This is a genomic window from Abyssisolibacter fermentans, from assembly GCF_001559865.1.
Taxonomy (GTDB): Bacteria; Bacillota; Clostridia; order Tissierellales; family MCWD3; genus Abyssisolibacter; species Abyssisolibacter fermentans.
On sequence record NZ_LOHE01000079.1, the window covers coordinates 29623 to 45641 of the forward strand.

At 27.2% G+C, this 16019-nt stretch carries 15 protein-coding genes; 5 read left to right on the plus strand and 10 right to left on the minus strand.

The features are described 5' to 3' along the window. Nucleotides 1-78: 78 nt before the first annotated feature. Nucleotides 79-1548 carry a glycoside hydrolase family 1 protein gene (locus AYC61_RS15490; protein WP_066504438.1) on the minus strand — a complete coding sequence of 490 codons (1470 nt, stop codon included), beginning with the start codon at nt 1546-1548 and terminating at the stop codon, nt 79-81. A 589-nt stretch (nt 1549-2137) separates the two neighbouring features. On the opposite strand from AYC61_RS15490, the gene AYC61_RS21385 reads away from it, so the two are divergent. Next, nucleotides 2138-2302: a hypothetical protein gene (locus tag AYC61_RS21385; protein ID WP_162265478.1), complete on the plus strand. Its 165-nt coding sequence runs from the start codon at nt 2138-2140 to the stop codon at nt 2300-2302. A 72-nt stretch (nt 2303-2374) separates the two neighbouring features. After that, the gene (locus tag AYC61_RS15495; RefSeq protein WP_066504441.1) at nt 2375-3379 is read left to right on the plus strand and encodes an AraC family transcriptional regulator; all 1005 of its coding nucleotides are present in this window, start codon (nt 2375-2377) and stop codon (nt 3377-3379) included. A 414-nt stretch (nt 3380-3793) separates the two neighbouring features. On the opposite strand, the gene AYC61_RS21390 is transcribed toward AYC61_RS15495, so the two are convergent. Beyond that, nucleotides 3794-3967 (minus strand): hypothetical protein, encoded by a 174-nt coding sequence (locus AYC61_RS21390; RefSeq protein ID WP_156456488.1) that lies wholly within the window; start codon nt 3965-3967, stop codon nt 3794-3796. A 256-nt stretch (nt 3968-4223) separates the two neighbouring features. Here AYC61_RS21390 and AYC61_RS15500 point away from each other — a divergent pair, with 256 nt between their 5' ends. After that, a complete protein-coding gene (locus tag AYC61_RS15500; protein WP_066504445.1) occupies nt 4224-5198 on the plus strand; it encodes a lipoate--protein ligase in 975 nt (324 codons plus the stop codon). A 183-nt stretch (nt 5199-5381) separates the two neighbouring features. On the opposite strand, the gene AYC61_RS15505 is transcribed toward AYC61_RS15500, so the two are convergent. From AYC61_RS15505 to AYC61_RS15520, 4 genes are all read right to left on the minus strand, one after another. Beyond that, nucleotides 5382-5912: a CDP-alcohol phosphatidyltransferase family protein gene (locus AYC61_RS15505; RefSeq protein WP_066504447.1), complete on the minus strand. Its 531-nt coding sequence runs from the start codon at nt 5910-5912 to the stop codon at nt 5382-5384. 58 nt (nt 5913-5970) lie between these two features. Beyond that, nucleotides 5971-7113, minus strand: a complete 1143-nt coding sequence (locus AYC61_RS15510) for a YibE/F family protein (protein ID WP_066504449.1) — start codon at nt 7111-7113, stop codon at nt 5971-5973. A 23-nt stretch (nt 7114-7136) separates the two neighbouring features. Next, the gene (locus tag AYC61_RS15515) at nt 7137-8276 is read right to left on the minus strand and encodes a polysaccharide deacetylase family protein (RefSeq protein ID WP_066504451.1); all 1140 of its coding nucleotides are present in this window, start codon (nt 8274-8276) and stop codon (nt 7137-7139) included. Between the two features lie 162 nt (nt 8277-8438). Further along, nucleotides 8439-9131 (minus strand): epoxyqueuosine reductase, encoded by a 693-nt coding sequence (locus AYC61_RS15520; RefSeq protein WP_242866815.1) that lies wholly within the window; start codon nt 9129-9131, stop codon nt 8439-8441. A gap of 298 nt (nt 9132-9429) precedes the next feature. Between AYC61_RS15520 and AYC61_RS15525 the strand changes: the two genes are divergently transcribed. Both AYC61_RS15525 and AYC61_RS15530 read left to right on the plus strand, forming a co-directional pair. Next, the gene (locus AYC61_RS15525; protein WP_066504461.1) at nt 9430-9630 is read left to right on the plus strand and encodes an alpha/beta-type small acid-soluble spore protein; all 201 of its coding nucleotides are present in this window, start codon (nt 9430-9432) and stop codon (nt 9628-9630) included. A 180-nt stretch (nt 9631-9810) separates the two neighbouring features. Beyond that, nucleotides 9811-10371, plus strand: a complete 561-nt coding sequence (locus AYC61_RS15530) for a DUF4364 family protein (protein WP_066504462.1) — start codon at nt 9811-9813, stop codon at nt 10369-10371. Between the two features lie 83 nt (nt 10372-10454). Here AYC61_RS15530 and AYC61_RS15535 read toward each other — a convergent pair whose 3' ends face one another. The 4 genes from AYC61_RS15535 to AYC61_RS15550 all read right to left on the minus strand — a co-directional run bounded on the left by AYC61_RS15535 (nt 10455) and on the right by AYC61_RS15550 (nt 15932). Then, a complete protein-coding gene (locus AYC61_RS15535; RefSeq protein ID WP_066504465.1) occupies nt 10455-11390 on the minus strand; it encodes a YncE family protein in 936 nt (311 codons plus the stop codon). A gap of 198 nt (nt 11391-11588) precedes the next feature. After that, a complete protein-coding gene (locus AYC61_RS15540) occupies nt 11589-13937 on the minus strand; it encodes a transglutaminase domain-containing protein (RefSeq protein WP_066504466.1) in 2349 nt (782 codons plus the stop codon). 98 nt (nt 13938-14035) lie between these two features. Next, nucleotides 14036-14374, minus strand: a complete 339-nt coding sequence (locus AYC61_RS15545; RefSeq protein WP_066504477.1) for a hypothetical protein — start codon at nt 14372-14374, stop codon at nt 14036-14038. A 256-nt stretch (nt 14375-14630) separates the two neighbouring features. Continuing rightward, on the minus strand, nt 14631-15932 hold the full coding sequence (locus AYC61_RS15550; protein WP_066504479.1) for a bifunctional folylpolyglutamate synthase/dihydrofolate synthase: 1302 nt from the start codon (nt 15930-15932) through the stop codon (nt 14631-14633). Nucleotides 15933-16019: the final 87 nt, after the last annotated feature.

Genomic DNA, 16019 nt, shown 5'->3' on the forward strand with positions numbered 1-16019 from the left:
ATCCTAAATCAATGTATCTATAAATTATAATCGCATATGAACAACATTGATAACTAGTACTACATGTTAAGAATTTAATTATAAATTTTCTCCATTCGTTTCAATAACCTTTTTATACCAATAAAAGGAGTCTTTTTTATATCTATTTCCAGTACCATTTCCACAATTATCATAATCAACATAAATTACACCATATCTCTTATCCATTGTTAAAGGTCCGCATGATACAATATCTATAATTCCCCATGCTGTATATCCAATTAAATCTATACCATCAGTAATAGCTTCCTTCATAGCTTTAAAGTGTTCTTCAAAATAACTGATTCTATAATCATCATGAATAGTGTTACCTTCTTCTAATTTTTCAAATGTTCCCAATCCATTCTCTGCAATAAATAGAGGTAATTGATATCTATCATATAGTTGATTTAAAACGATCCTTAACCCTATACCATCTATAGTCCAGCCAATTTCATTAGTTTTTAAATATGGATTCAGATTTGCCTCAGCAACTAAGTTACCGCAAGTTTTACTCCAACTCTGATCTATTGTCGAAACTTGTGATGAATAATATGAAAATGAAACAAAATCTGCTGTGTTGTTTTTCAACAATTCTTTATCTCCTTCAGCAAATTGTATGTTAACTCCCATCTTTTCGAAGAACCTATCCATATATTTTGGATATTCACCTCTTGCCATAACATCTAAATAAAAATAATTTGAGTATTGCTCATCATGAATAGATTGAAGAACATCTTCTGGTTTGCATGTAGCTGGGTATGAACAAAATCTCGCTATCATTGCTCCAATCATAGGTTTTTTTAACATTTTCTTCGAAAGTTCTATAACCTTAGCACTCGCGATAAATTGATGATGTACACATTGGTAAATTGATTGATCATAATTCTCTTCTTCACCCTTTATTAAACATGCTCCATCCCAAGTACCAAATCTAGCTGCATTTATTTCATTAAATGGTAACCAATAGTCTACTATGTCTCCAAAATTTTCAAATAATACCTTTACATATTTTAAATAAAAATCAATAGTTTTTCTATTTTTCCAACCACCATATTTTAAAACCAAGTTTACTGGAATATCATAGTGTACTATAGTAGCAAATATTTTAATATCATTTTCTTTTAATTTTCCAAATAAGTCTCTATAATATTTAATTCCTTCATCATTTGGTAATATATCATCTCCATTAGGAAAAATTCTTGACCACGAAATAGAAGTTCGAAATACTTTTAATCCTAATTCTTTTAATAATGAAATATCTTGTGGATATTTATGATAAAAATCAATCCCTCTACGAAGAGGATAATTTATGTTTCCTTCATCTTCTATAGCTTTTTTCAATCCTGCTGTACTCATTTCTGAAAAGTAAGCTCTTTCATAAATAGTTTTTTCATCCCAATTAGGATCGAAAAATCTACAGTCTTGTGTGCTAATTCCTTTTCCTCCCTCTCTATAACCACCATCTGCTTGACTGCATGCAATAGCTCCTCCCCATAAAAAATCTTTTGGAAACTCGTTTTTAACCATATTAATTCCTCCTAGTATGAAAATTATCTTTAATTTATTGCGGCAAAACTTAATAGATTAACTTAATAATAACATCATATTTCATATTATAAAATGACATATTTAAAGCAAATTACTATCATATTTTAATATAAACAAATCAACTTATTCCTATTAAATTGCTAATAGAGGTAGTATAAAAGAGAAACCTTCAAGAAAGTTTGTTGCAAGTCAATAAAAGAATTGATTATAGAAGAGATATACAGTATGGAATTTTACGACTTTAAAAACTAAAAAAACATTGCAATAAATAGAAAAGTAATTTCTTCAAATAAGATTTAGTAATTATAAAAAGATAAATATATTTATCTTTTATTATTGTAAATGAAATAATGGTAACCCATAATACACTTTAATTTCGTTCTAGCCTTGGATACAAGACAACCGAGATATTTTTAAGCTTTACTCTAGAGTAAATGTATGCTAAATTATAATGTATAAAACACGTATAATTTAGTACTTAATTAATACGTATAGATAGATGAAAACCCAAAAAATGCCTTTAAATAGAGTTTATCCGAAATAAATGGATCTAATCTGAATAAAGATAGTGAATCGAAAAACAATAATATTGATGATATTTTTCAAACCTATAATATCAAAAATTCTTGACCAAAAAGGATGCTCTTATGATAATACTGTTAAAATAACATATCAAATAAACATCATTGACTTTGCTTATGATAGAGCATTTAATTGTTTTGATGAATTATAAATTGTATTTTTTAACTATGTTATTATTTATATTTAATATATTTGATAAAATTATAATAAGGAGAGTAATAGTATGAACTATAGTGAATTAGATGTTTTTCTCAGAAAAGCAACTCCTAGCGAAATATGGCATAAAAATAATCCAAATAAATTAAGTCCTCGATACGATAATATTCCTATTGTTAAACATAATAATAAAGATATTTTCTTTTTTGATTTCACCTATGATTTGTGTAATAACAGTATTAAATTAATTAAAGAAACACGATATACCAATATACCTCCACATTTTCATAAAGATATGGAATTAAATTATATTTACGATGGATCTTGTGAATTTGTTATAAATAATAAAAAGGTGATGCTAAGCAAAGGTGATGTATGTATCCTAGGACCAGATGTTGCACATAGCTCAAAATATAAAAATAAAAATGATATTGTAATAAATTTAATCTTTACTCAAGAATTTTTTGATGACAGATTTTTGAGTCAAATATATGAAGAAAGTATAGTATCAAATTTTTTACTAGGAAATCTTAATAAAAGTAGAACTCGCGATAAGTATTTAATATTTCATACACTTGAAAATGAACACTTTCAATCTGCAATAAATAGTCTTATTTGTATTTATTTTGATAAAAATAATCTTTATAAAGAGCTTAGTGATCTCTATGTTAAAATGATGTTTTTATACTTATTACAAATTCAATATGATAAATCTCTTTCTGATTATGAAAATATTGAAAATACTACTATTATTAAAATACTTAAACATATAGAATCCAATTGCACAAATTGTACATTAGATAATATGTCAAAGTTTTTTGGTTATTCGCCTAATTATATTAGTAATTTAATTAAAAATAAAACTGGTGCTACATTTAGTGAATTGAAACTTATGCAACAATTATTATTAGCAGAAGATTTTCTAATCAATTCCAATCTTCCTATTTATAAAGTGGCAGAGTTATGTGGTTTTTCAAATCTAAGCTTTTTCTATAGAAAGTTCCTTGCTAAATATAATTGTAAACCAAAAGGCTTTCGTGAAAAAGCTATTCATCACAAAAAGGTTTTTTAAAACTGGCAAGATTTTAAGTGCTCAGTCGTACAGTTGGCAACATCTGTAGCATCTGCAATATATAATTGCTTATCCTTGTTCCAATTAATATAATAATTTGAAACTTGTTTTCCATGGTATTATTCTTATCTTAATTTTTAGGTAATACTAAATTAATTAACCATACCGTGAAAATTTAGCACCTAATGCAATCTTCATTTCTTCTAGCTCTCTATACAGAGTCCATAAATTACATCTTCCAAAGCTGCATCAAACAAATATTGGACTTAATAGTATTTTTCTTATGTTATCACATAAAAAAAACGACTATTTGTTATATATAGCCATTTTAACAATATATTTAATTGTAAAGTTAATTTATTATTTTTATTCATAAAATAAGTAATATTAAATACAATTCCTTTATAACTGCTTTTAACTAAGTTTTGTATATTTCCTTCCTAATATAATAGTCTTATGATCATCTGTACCTGTAATTATTTGAGTATTATTTTCTTTTTTATCTGCTTTCATTATATACTTATAAACAATCAAAAATAGAAAAAATATAGCACCTATGATTGTACAAATTTTTATTTTTCTTTTCATGATTACCTCCTAAAAAAACTCTATTATTTATAAATCATTATATCATAAAATTTAAACTTCATCTTACAATTATTGCATAAAAAATGAATTTTTAATAGTTGTCTATTGTATTATTTATTGTGAAAAATTGAATATACTTTGTTATTTATTTTGCATTGAATTTATAGAGATTTTATTGTACAATTTAATATAACCTAGTTGTATTCATATTTTATGTTATGTATACACTATACAAACTACATGAGAGGTGCTGATTATGCTCAAAATTGTTAATAATTCTACAAACCCTTATTTTAATTTAGCTGCTGAAGAATACGTTTTAAAAAAATTTGATGAAGAATGTTTTATGCTTTGGCGTAATGAACCATGCATTGTTGTTGGTAAAAATCAAAATACGCTATCAGAGATCAATGAAGATTATGTTAAGGAAAATAACATAATAGTTGTAAGAAGATTATCAGGTGGTGGAGCTGTTTTTCACGATCTTGGAAACTTAAATTTTACTTTTGTTGCTAATGATGACTCAAAAAGCTTTAGCGATTTTAAAAAATTCACTCAACCTATCATTGATGTTCTCAAAACTATAGACATCAATGCTGAGTTTACAGGTCGTAATGATTTAACTATAGATGGCAAAAAGTTTTCAGGTAATGCACAATACAAATATAAAAATAGAATATTTCATCATGGTACTTTATTATTCACTTCAAATATCAAAGACTTATCTGGTGCTTTAAAAGTAAAAAAAGATAAATTTAAAGATAAAGCTGTGAAATCAGTTAAAAGTCGTGTTACCAATATAAGTAAACATCTGAAATCTCCATTAACTATAAACGAATTTATGAATTTGATAATGGAGCATATATCAAAAAATCCTAATGTCAAAGAATATATTTTTACTAATGAAGATATTAAAAACATAAATAAATTAGTTGAAGATAGATATTCTAAATGGGAATGGAATTTTGGTAAATCACCGAAATATACTTTTAAAAATGAAAAGAAATTTAAAGGCGGAATTATTGAAGCATATTTATATGTAAACAAAGGAATTATAGAATCTATTGACTTATATGGCGATTTCTTTAGTGCAAAAGACATAACAGATATCACAAAAGCATTAACAGGCATAAAACATTCAAGAGAAGCTATAATAGAAGCTTTGTCAAGCTATAATATAAATGATTATTTTTCAAATATAACTTTAGAAGAATTCATGTCTTTATTCTAAAAATATAAAATCTTAATCAATGAAACTCCTCCTCACTTCATTCCTAGGAATAAGCAATTCACGCCAAATCATATATTTGGGTTTTCTACTTAAAAAAGTGCGAACAATAATTTTTCGCACTTTTTATCATTATGTTAAAATAAAAAAATGATTTATCTTAACTTTAATTTCTATGGATTATGCTCATTTTGAGAATATGGTTTTCCTATTTGCTTGCAATTTTTTTGCTGATAAATTAATAAATAATTCTTCAATAGCTGAAATACTTGCAACCACACAAATTATATACATCAGCACATCTGATTGCACAAAACCAAGTGATAATGGGAATACAAACAGCATAAGCCCCGTAATTTTATTCCCATAAGTATGAAGCATTCCAAAGGTTTTATATTTTACAAATACCACTACCATCGATAATATTCTGATTATTAATATGATAGCTATCCAAACAATGATTTGAACTGTTGGGTTAATAATTTGATATAGTACAATAATCAATACCAAATCCATTATCAAATCTGCAAAAGAGTCAAGTTTTTCTCCCAATTTACTTAAGGTGTTAGTTTTCCTTGCTATATATCCATCCAAACCATCACTAATCCCACAAAGGAGATAAATTATATAAAACACGGTACTTAGTGGCTTTACCAAAAATAACGCAAAAGACAGAAATATTCTCGAAATTGAGATATAATTTGCTATAGACTTCACTGTATCACCTCAAAAAACACAAACTGTTGTTTCCAGCTTTTTATATACTAACATTCTCCTATTTTACAACTTGTCGTGTTTTCTTTTTATTAACTAACAATGTAAAGACTAAAGCTGTTATTGGTATTGTAAATATTAAACCTATACTTCCCGCAAGAGCTCTAACTATTTCTGATGCTATTATGTCTCTATTTATTATCTCTAATATTGGAAAATTATAAGCTTTAAATAAAAGCATAAGATGTATAGAACCGCCTGTATAAGCTAATATAAGTGTATTAGACATAGTACCCATTATATCTCTACCTACATTCATTCCAGATTTAAATAATTCTTTAATTGTTATATCAGGTTTTTTATCTCTTATCTCATGCATAGAGGATGCAATAGACATACTTACATCCATTACAGCTCCTAATGCACCAAGTATTATTGCTGAAAATAATATTCCTCTAAAATTAAATTCAATTCCCTGAGGGATCATTGTCAACATCTGTGCCTCTTCACTTCCTAAACCAGTTAGATGTGCATAATGGCTTATTATTAATGTCAAAATTCCAGCTACTAAAACCCCTAATGATGTTCCAATAATAGCAGATATACTCTTTACATTTATACCTGATATAATAACCAATGTTATTGCTATAACTCCAATACATATAGCAACTGATAATGTAACAGGGTTATATCCTTTTAATATAAGAGGTAAAAATAACTTGAATATTGCTAATACTGTTATGCTTAATGTAATTACAGACTTTAAGCCTTTAAATCCACCAATAAGAACAAGCAACACAATAAACAAGCCTATAACCCAATACAAATATTTATCTCTAGCTATATCCGTTATGTAAGCCATATCTATTAAACCATTTTCATCTTCATCTAATGCTAACAATACATCAATTCCTTCTTCAATATTAATATTATAAGCAAATCTGTCATCCAATACATTTTCGACAATTACCTCTTCACCTTTGTGCGCTCCATTTTTTATTAAAACTCTTACTGTTTGAAAAGTCATACCTTGCCCCTCTGTATAACCTTCAATTTCCCTTCTCTCTTCAGATATTATCTTTAATACTTTCCCCTTAATTACTTCTTGGCTTGGAAATTCCCCATATTCATCAGTTGCATATCCTATAGATACAATTGACATTACTAAAACCAAGCATATAAGCAATATTCTTATCTTTTTCATTTCATCTCCCCCAATAACTACTTTTATTCGTATAAATTTAATTTTTTATCTCTTAATTTTTCTTTATCAATTTTATCTTCATATTTTTTTGGAACAGTTATTATATCTGAAATCCCATCACTTATAAATCTCCTGTCAGTATGCTTGTCAAACATTTCAAGATACGCATACATACCAAATTTACCTACATTTGTTTCACTAGCTCTAACTCTTCTTATAGACATAGGATTGAATTTCTTGTCAATTGGCGAAACAGAAGGACTTGCACCTACATTCAATATTGCCACATTGTTATATTCAAATCCTTCATAATTACCCTTTTCTAGTAATGATATAAATTCTTTATTTGGTCTAGCACCATTGCAAAGAGCATAAGTATTTATTTTATAGTCACTATCAATCATTTCCTCTAAAAACTTAGCCTCTCTACCAATGTATTTTTGAATACTTTCACTGTTTTGATTTGATTTCTTTGACATATCATTATGTGAAATTGTATGATTACCTATGTCCATCCCTTTGTCTATAATATAATTCAATTTGTATTTCACTAAGTCCTTCTGTCTAAATGGATTAGTCCCATAAACAAAAAACGTTGCTTCTAAAGGAAAATCTGGATGCTCTTTATTAAATGCTTCTAATATCCCAACAGCACTATTAGGATCAACTATTTTTTCACCATCTTTTTCAATGATATTGAAATTATTTTGAAGTCCATCATCAAATGTAATAACTACAGGAGTATAACCCGCCTCTGTTGTTATATTATTTTCCACAAAATCGACTAGTGAAATTGGTCTATATCCCTTATCATATAATATATTTAAATCTTTCTTGAAATTTTCAACTGATCTAGCCCATTCAGATTCTTTTTCAGTAATTCCGTGGTACATCAATACCATAATTTGACCAGTCTCATTTGGTTTGAGACTTAAATCTATATCCTCTATATCATTTTTTTTGTCAGGTTCCTTCACTTGTTGCTTTGGTTCTTGTTGTTCTCCACTAGCTTGTTCATTATTATTGACCTCATTACTCAGCTGCTCATTTGTTTGATTATTGTTTTGATCATTATTAGGTACTTCATTTGTATTTGTACAAGCTGTTATTGAAAATATAAGTATAAATAGTAGTATATATGCTGTTATTTTTCTTGCTGTCATGATATGACTCCCTTCTACTTTAAATGAATCTTAATTATTTATATAAAAAGATAGCTTTGTTTTGTCAATTTTCATTTAGATATCAATACTAGTAAAAATATTATTTACATCTTTCAATCTTCAAATTATGGCTTATTGGCGAATTACGCATACTCACAAAACTCATCTCAAAACTCTATTACCTTTTGGACAGTTAGATACACAAACACCGCAAACAGACCCTCTTCCAATGTCCTTGTAATGTACACTCATATGATTACTACATGCAACAACATCCACAAGCTTTTCTCTTTCTATGCCTGGTTTCCACAGATTACCTTTTAAAGCCAGTGCTGGACATTTTGAAACACATATATTACAATCACCACATTTGGAGTTTACTATAGGTTTATCATATTCTAATGTCATATTTGTTAAAATTGTTCCTAATCTAACACGAGGACCGTATTCATCTGTTATAAGACATGCATTTTTACCTATCCAACCTAAACCAGCTCTAACTGCTGCTGTTCTATGTTGAAAAAGACCTCTATATGCATCCTTGTCTGTTTTTATTGTTTGTGAAGCTGGTATAGCTAAAGCATAATAACCTTCATTTTGTATCATATTACTTAAAGCTAATGTAATTTGATCAATTAAAAAATTAATAGCTCTGTAATGATGAAAATATGTTTTAGTAGGTATATCATTTATTTGATTTATTATTGCATCTGATAATCTTACTGCTATAGAAATGCCAGTAGAAAATTGCTTTAAATCATCAAATAAGAAACCTTCTAAATTTGCTACTCCAATCTTTGCAACACCCATATCATAAGCTTTTTCATATAATTTTTCTTTCATTTTATTATTCACAAAACCACCCTTATATACATCTTTCTAAATTCAAAAAAATTTTTGAAATTTGATTGATTTTTATTTACTATATAATTTTATAATTCATTTGAATATTTGTAAACAGATTTAATCATTTCTTAATAAAGAATATTTGTTCTGAATTTAAGATTATTACTATATATAATTAAATATTTTATGGTTAAAATAATAATGAAACATATTATTCATATAAACTAAATTTTAAGTTAAATGATAATTATATTTTCTATAAATTATCTATTTTAGATAAAATATAAAGTCAGGAGGATTCTAAAAAATGTCTAGAAATAAAACTGTAGTTCCAGAAGCACGTCAAGCTTTAAATCAATTAAAACTTGAAATTGCTAATGAATTAGGTTTGTCTAATTATGATCAAATTGACAAAGGTACTTTAACATCTAGACAAAATGGCTATGTAGGTGGCTATATGGTTAAAAATTTAATAGAAACTGCTGAAAATAATTTATCAAACAAGTAATAAATTTTATATAATTAATATATAATCAAAAAAGGAAAAGCTGTTTTTATAGCTTTTCCTTTTTCCCATAAAAATCGTTATCTTTTTTATTATGAACCACTTTAATTACAAAAAGTCATATGCATATAATAGTTTTGTGTGTTATAATTTACATATTACAAAAAGTGAGTAGGTGGTAAAGTGTTTGCTAAAAATTCAAAAGAATTAGCTCAACACAAATTAGTACTGTTATATATTATATATTCATCAGATTTCAATATAACAAATACTGAAATCACACAATTTGTACTTGAATCCAACTATATGAACTATTTTCTTGTACAGCAATACTTGAGCGAACTTATTTCTTCAAAATTTATTACTTTACTTGAAGAAAACAAAATTCAATATTATAAATTAACTGAATTAGGAGATAAAACTTTACAATATTTTAAAAACAATATCCCGCAAACTATTAAAGATGATATAAAAATAAAAATAGAAAAGAACAATTTGCAAAAAATAAAAGAAAAACAAATTACAAGTGATTATTTCAAAAAAAATGATTCTGAATATATTGTAAATTTAAAAGTCAAAGAAAATGATATTATAATTTTTAACATATCTTTAAACGTAGTTTCAAGTAAGCAGGCTAAACACATTTGTAAAAATTGGAAGAAGAATCCTGATTTTATTTATAAAAATATTATTAATCTATTGATTTCGGATTATAAAAATAATGATAAAGATATTACCATTTAATTATTCAAAGGTGTACTCGGAGTAAGCAATCTACATAAAATCTATGATTTTAGTTCTCTGTTTAATATCATAGATTTTAGTGCTTATATTATTAATAATCCATTTGGTTCCTTATCAACACTAAGTTTAGTCTCCATTGTCTCATTCTTATAATTAAATACAATAATTTGATTATTAAGTACATCACTTATATAGATACATTCTCCCATATCAACTAAATTACATGGCATCCCACCTATATAATATTTTTTTATATAATCTACTTCTCCAAATTCAATTTTATATAAATAACCATCACTAACATTAGGAGTATATATGCAATTAATATCCGCTTTGTAAATAATATTATATATCATATTGTTTATTGATAATTTTTTTAATATTCTATTTTCAACTGTACTGTATATAATCATATAACTGTTTAACATACCATTTGACATAGCAGCTATAATATACAATTTGTCTTTATACATATAGAAATGTAGCGGATTATATGGTAGTGATTTTCTCTTTATTGTATAATCATCTAAGTTGATTATATCCATACTATATCCATTACTATTTGCTACATAAAGATTATTATTATCTAAAATTAAGCCATGTGGTTTTTCTCCAACTGAGATATTTTCTATTAATTCAAAGGTTTTTTTATCAACTACTGAAACTGAATTTGAATCGCTGTTTGCTATAAATATTCTATCTTTAAAAATAGCTAGATGAGTTGGAAATTTCCCTACATATGCGTATGCTTCAATGATATACTTTTTTATATTAATCTTAAATATGCTATTATCATAAGAGTTGACTGTATAAATAATATCAGTTTCTTCTTCATCATTGTATAATTGATGAATGCCTATTTTTTCAACTCTATCTATCCCTTTCAGACATTTATTATTTTTAAGCATTTGAAATATTGATTTAGTTTTTACATGATAACCATCTTCATCAAAGGATATAATAGATATAGAATCCCCTGCTGTATTTGCAACTAATAGTTTTCTTGTATCCAAAATCACACAACTCACCCCATACAGCTCTTTTTGTCTATATAACAGTGTATGCTAAGTGAGTTATTTTGTGAAAATTAAATATATGTATTCTGGTTAAATTTATCAATAAAACCTATGAATTAAAAAAAGCAATGGTTGTATTATAAAATTATAATACCAACCTTTGCTTTTTGCTTAATGATTATAAAATATTTAAAAGCATAATTAATCAGTGTATTTAACACCCAATATATTAAACATTTTACCAAGTAGTACTTTTTCACTTGGTTTAGTTCCATATTCTTGATATGATTCACCTAATAATTTAATAATAGTATCATCTGAAATATCAGGAATTATTTTTATGCAAAAATCTTGTCCATTCTTCAAATTCTTTTCTAACAATTCTTTAAGCTGAAGCTCAGATTCAGCAAAATTTCCATTCATCTTATAATAGTCCTTATCATCCTTATCACTCAAATATAAATCAAGCTCACTATCAATAACATATGTCTTACTTATAGCAAAATCTGTAGCGACAAGTCTATCACTTGCATTAAATACAGCATAAGGCATCGCTCCATCATTATCATTATTAGTAGCGTCTACATGATACCAAGTATTATCTAATTTAACCTTATTCCATGCATGAGGAACAGAACCAAGTGTTCCTGATGCTACTACACATGGTACTCCAGCAGCATCACACAACAATTTGTATGATTCAGCATAACTTTGACAAACACCAACACCATTTATTAATATTCCATAAGGATTAAAAGAGTCTGCATATTTAGCAGCTATTAAGCTTACATCTGTACCATCTAAGTAAGCTTCTAATATTTCTTCATGATATTGACTATTATCTACAAGCCAGTCATGTAAAACCTGCTCTTTTTGTTCTATACTCATGTCCGGTTTAATAACCGAATTTACAACAAAAGCAACCTTATCTTGTATTGCTTTCTGCTTTTTAACCATTTCCTCTTTTGTAAACTCATATTCAACAAGCAGTCTTTTATTTACAAAATCAAACTTAACATTTTTTTCATCAAGTATTAATGGATATTGCGTACAAACCTTTCCTAGTACATCTCTAAGATAAATTGAATCACCTGATTCCTTGTAAGCACTTAAATCTATTTCATTATTGTGGTTTAACATTCCTTCAGCTATTGCAATTTCCATAGTTTTCTGCACTTCATTTTCAGGCTCAGTAACAATTTGTGTTATATCACTTTGAGAATCACTATCTGGTATTTCTGCGTTTTCACTATTAGAAGGTGCATTTGGTATATCAATTACTTCATCAACATCAGTAGTAACAGCATTAGAAACACCATTATCAACTTCATTAAATTCAGCTATTTCCTCTGCTGTAGGATGTTCGTGATATGGAATGTATTTTATATTAAATGTTGTACCCAAAACTTTTCCATTGTAATACTCTGTTCCAAATTCATTTTCAACAACTGTATCAAAGTCCCAAATTACTGGAAAAGATTTAACTAACCAATCATTATCCAAATATTTTTGCATTTGTACATCAACATTTCTTGGTAATTCTAATATTGAGTCAATATCATCATCTGTAAAAGACATTCCTATTTCAACTAATTTATTAGGTGCTATTTCCATGTAATCTACACCTTTAATAACATTGCTCAATCTAGACTCATCATTACCCTTAACAGCTACAACAGCATAGTCATATACATCTGATAACAAAGTATTCATACTTGTTTCTCTATACTCTTCTTCAGTAAGAACAAATTCATTGGCTTTAGTCTTACTCAATTCCTTCATTTTGAATTGTCCACCATAATATACTTTATACTCCGTAGCTTCAGGTATTGAATCCCAATGTAGCGTTATATTACCTTCCTTATTAGGCTTTGCTGTCACAGTCGGAATATCTATTTTAGAAGCTATAGTAAACATCATTCGTTTTGGCTTTTCTAATTGAGTTACTTTTGTAGCTAAAACATCATGATTAATCAATAAATAATATGTTTGTAACGACCCCCATGTCCTATTATTGTCTGACTCTATACCTTCTCTTGGATACATAGCCCAACTCTCTTTATCAGGTTTTATTGTAATAGTATTTGTTTTTTTATCATACTTAACAACTGCTAATAGTTTATTTTCACATTCTCTATCGGTATATACACCAAAACATTCTTCAATTAGAAAATCGTCAAATGGTTCATTTCCCAAATTAAGCTTTATATTAAACTGTTTATCCTCAGGCAAATTGTACATTGGTTCTACTATTTCAAACTTACTATTATTTGCATCATTATTTGCTTCAGCTAAATTAAATGTAGACACAGTTATTTCAAATTCTTCCTTAGCATCATTATCATTATTTACTTCAGATATGTTTGAGTTATTATCTTTTTCCGCTGCTTCTACTTCACTATTGCTATCTACTTCACTATTGCTATCTACTTCACTATTTACTTCACTATTGCTATTTACTTCGACATCCTGGCTAACAGTCTTGTCCGAACAAGCTACCTGAGACAATAGCATTGAACTCATCAATAATAAAATAAAGAATTTTTTCACTTTAATCACCTTCCATTCTTTTTTTCACTAAATATTGTAGTATGTAATTTCCAAAAACTATAAGATTATATGTACTTTATTTTTTATCTTAGATCATGTTAAAGTTGTTGGCATGTAAATATATTAATAAATGCTATCACCAATAGTATAATCCCCCAATACTCTACTTTAATAAAGAACAGTGTATGGGTTTTAGAAAATACAACTTGATTTCCAGTTTCTGGATCAATGTAAACTTTTCCTTTTGGTTTATTTAGTGCTCTTCCCATAAACCAACATATAACTCCAGAAAGTGCAAATGCAAGTACATCAGGTAAGCCATGTCCATCAGTATAATCATCAATACCTGTAATGGTATCAAATAAAAATCCCATTAACATAAAAGCTAAAACTAAAACAACTAAAACTAGAATTCCTCCTCTTGACCAAAAAATCATATGCATCACTCCTTAATAATTTTGCTTTTACAAAAACTTTTTAATGTCTTTAAAACAAAAATATAAATTAAAATTAAAATCATAATATGTCGACATTTTTTTCGTTATCTTTACAATTATACCATATTCCTAGGTAAAATGGTAGTTTTATGTAATATATAGTAAATCAATAAAAAAACAAGGCGCTATTTTAAATTAAAGTCAGCTCCTTGTTCTATTCTATAAATAAGATATCTATAAATTCTTGTTTTAAGAATTATTTATTATCTTTCACTATCCTCCTCACATCACCAATAATGTATAAAGACCCTGAAAAAATTATTAAATCATCCTCATTTGCAACTTCTAAAGCTTTTTTAACCGCTTTTTCTATATCTTTTTCTATGTGCGTTTCCTTATTATATTTTATTATCTTATCTGCTAAATCTTCAGCCTTCATAGCTCTAGGTAATAGTGGAGCCTCTGTAACTACTATTTCATCTGCTAAAGGAACAAGTAAGTCAATACATCCATCCACGTCTTTATCTTTAAGCATTCCAATACCTAAAACTAATCTTTTATCACTAAATAGATTAATAATAGTCTTTCTAAGCTCAATAGCTGCATTTAAGTTATGTGCTCCATCTATAATAAAGTCAGGTTTTTCACTTATTTGTTCTAACCGCCCATTCCAGCTTGTATTATTTATTCCATTAATTATAGCTTCTTTTGATAGTTTTATTAATCCTTTTTGTCTGAGTGTCTCCATAACCATCACAGAGAGAGCAGCATTGTATATCTGGTGTTCGCCTAATAAATTTATGTGTAAATCAGCGTATTCAAATTCTTTTGTTTTAAAATCAAATTTACTGCCACATTTAGTACTCTCTATTATGTTGACATCTTCGCAGCTAAAATCAAAATACTCTGCTTTTTTATTTTTTACTACCTCAACTATAGATTCTTTTGCTTCTGTTTCTTGAGGATAAGAAAATACCAACCCATCTTCTTTAATTATTCCTGCCTTTTCTCTAGCTATTTGTGATAGATTATCTCCTAAAATATCTACATGATCATATGAAATAGATGTTATAACAGAAGCTAATGTTTTATTTACAACATTAGTAGCATCAAATCTACCGCCTAAACCAACTTCTAGTACAACAAAATCTACATTTTCTTCTTCAAAATACTTAAATCCTATTGCAGTTACTATTTCAAATTCAGTAGGATGGTTATAGCCATGATTTAACATATATTCAACCTTTTCTTTGACTAGTTTAGTTATCTGGCAAAGTCTATGTTCCTGTATTTGATTATTATTTATTCTAATTCTTTCTGTAAATGTTTCTAAATATGGCGAAGTAAAAAATCCTGCTCTATAACCTTCTTCTTTAAGAATATTCATTATATATGAAGCTGTTGAACCCTTTCCGTTTGTCCCTGCTATATGAATTATATCCAAACTATCTTGGGGATTTTCTAAAAGTTCTAATAACTTGCTAATATTATCCAATCCCAATTTACTACCAAATTTTTTAGAGCCATGTATAAAATTTAAAGCATCTTCATAATTCACAATATCACCTCTTAAATGTCTTATAATACTTTTTATCATAAAAAAATCAATATTCTAAAAAACAAAATTCAAACTTGTCTTTTTAAA